Genomic DNA, 1376 nt, shown 5'->3' on the forward strand with positions numbered 1-1376 from the left:
TTTCTCCTATCACAAGTAATTTTTTGGTTTGGCAAGCATTGTATTTGCTAGCCACTTCATTCGCTAACGCTCATTTCGTTCTGCAAATACACTTGTTGGGGGTAAACCCCCAATCCCCCTTTTTTGCTAACGCAAAAAGCTAGCCATAGTGGCTAGCTAATTCAAAATTAATTATCATGTTTATGTCTATTGGATCTAACTAAAACATTAATAGTAAATGTATTATCACAAGCAACTTTAAATAGGTTATAATCCATTTCTTCTAAAAGACTTAATAAATCTATATATTCTGTTACGTTTTCACTAATAATAATCTTCTTTATCCTTGAAATAGCTTCATACTTTTCTTCTCTAGTAAGAGCAATATAGTTAGAAATATCAAAGCCATTATAGATTTTTATATCTTTTTCATCATACTGATACTTTTCAGGATTATCCATATGCGTGAAATACCTATACGCTCCACGAACACTTTCAAGTTTAACTGGTTGTGGTGCATTTACCTTCTCAGCAATTTTTGATGCTGCATTTTGAGTAACAGGTCCATCCCAAATTAGTATGACATGCCAATGCTCTTTCTTAATTTCTCCATCAGGATTAACATCTTTATCATGCAAAGGAGATATTGCGAATTGTAAATAAGTTTCTTCAAGTAATTCTGTCCAATTTTCAGGGGCAGATTGTGGATATACAACCATTCCCCACGTTCTTGCTTTAATATATTTTGCCATGGTAAAATAACAGTGTTGAATAAAGATTTTAGAGAACTTAGCTATTTGGGAGCTAGGTTCTTTTTTTATTTTCCACTGTCTCTATCCCCCTTTTTACCTTTTTCAATATAGTAATTATTAATTAACATAGATATCGCTTGAGATTTACTCAATCCCATCTCTTCTGATATATCTTTCAGCCTTTCAATCGTTACAGGTGTTAATGTTATTCCAACTTTTTCTCGAGCCATTATAACCCCTCCTTTTTAAATCCTTATTCTGTATTATATAGTATATTATCCATAAAAGTCTAGAGTTTTCATGAATACTTTTGTTAAGTTTTGTGTCTAAAATTGTCAAAAACCCCATAATATCAAGGCTTAAGTCGATTTTTTCACATTGCACATTGCACCCATTGGGGGGGTCGTAGTACCCCCCAATGTCTCTCCTCAAAACAAAAATTCAAAACCAAGCAATCAAAAAAGTGATTGCTAAAATTTCAAAATCAAACCCCACCAAAAAATTACTTGTAATAGAATTTCCTTTTGACTTCACGATATCGAAATCAATGATTTGGATTGGTTGTTAACTTGGAATTAATCCAAGTTAAAACCAGCACCAATCGCCACTGAAGTGGCTATCATTAAGTCTTTGTTCTTCAAAAGT

The 1376-nt window shown here is 32.7% G+C and carries 3 protein-coding genes; 1 reads left to right on the forward strand and 2 read right to left on the reverse strand.

The window, feature by feature from the left end:
* Window positions 1–167 precede the first annotated feature (167 nt).
* Both KA856_RS13130 and KA856_RS13135 read right to left on the reverse strand, forming a co-directional pair.
* Entirely contained in the window at window positions 168–731 is a 564-nt protein-coding gene (locus KA856_RS13130) for a replication protein (protein WP_049388228.1), read from the reverse strand.
* Between the two features lie 65 nt (window positions 732–796).
* Window positions 797–961, reverse strand: coding sequence for a ribbon-helix-helix domain-containing protein (locus KA856_RS13135; protein WP_002503080.1), 165 nt, complete (start codon window positions 959–961; stop codon window positions 797–799).
* A gap of 188 nt (window positions 962–1149) precedes the next feature.
* Between KA856_RS13135 and KA856_RS13140 the strand changes: the two genes are divergently transcribed.
* Window positions 1150–1299, forward strand: a complete 150-nt coding sequence (locus KA856_RS13140) for a hypothetical protein (protein WP_002503081.1) — start codon at window positions 1150–1152, stop codon at window positions 1297–1299.
* Window positions 1300–1376: the final 77 nt, after the last annotated feature.

The sequence above is a fragment of the Staphylococcus sp. GDB9P120P genome (assembly GCF_017893435.1).
GTDB classification, from domain to species: domain Bacteria; phylum Bacillota; class Bacilli; order Staphylococcales; family Staphylococcaceae; genus Staphylococcus; species Staphylococcus cohnii.

Coding starts and splice junctions, on each gene's coding strand:
- KA856_RS13130 (WP_049388228.1), bottom strand. CDS start 731: ATGGCAAAATATATTAAAGCAAGAACGTGGGGAATGGTTGTATATCCA.
- KA856_RS13135 (WP_002503080.1), bottom strand. CDS start 961: ATGGCTCGAGAAAAAGTTGGAATAACATTAACACCTGTAACGATTGAA.
- KA856_RS13140 (WP_002503081.1), top strand. CDS start 1,150: ATGTCTCTCCTCAAAACAAAAATTCAAAACCAAGCAATCAAAAAAGTG.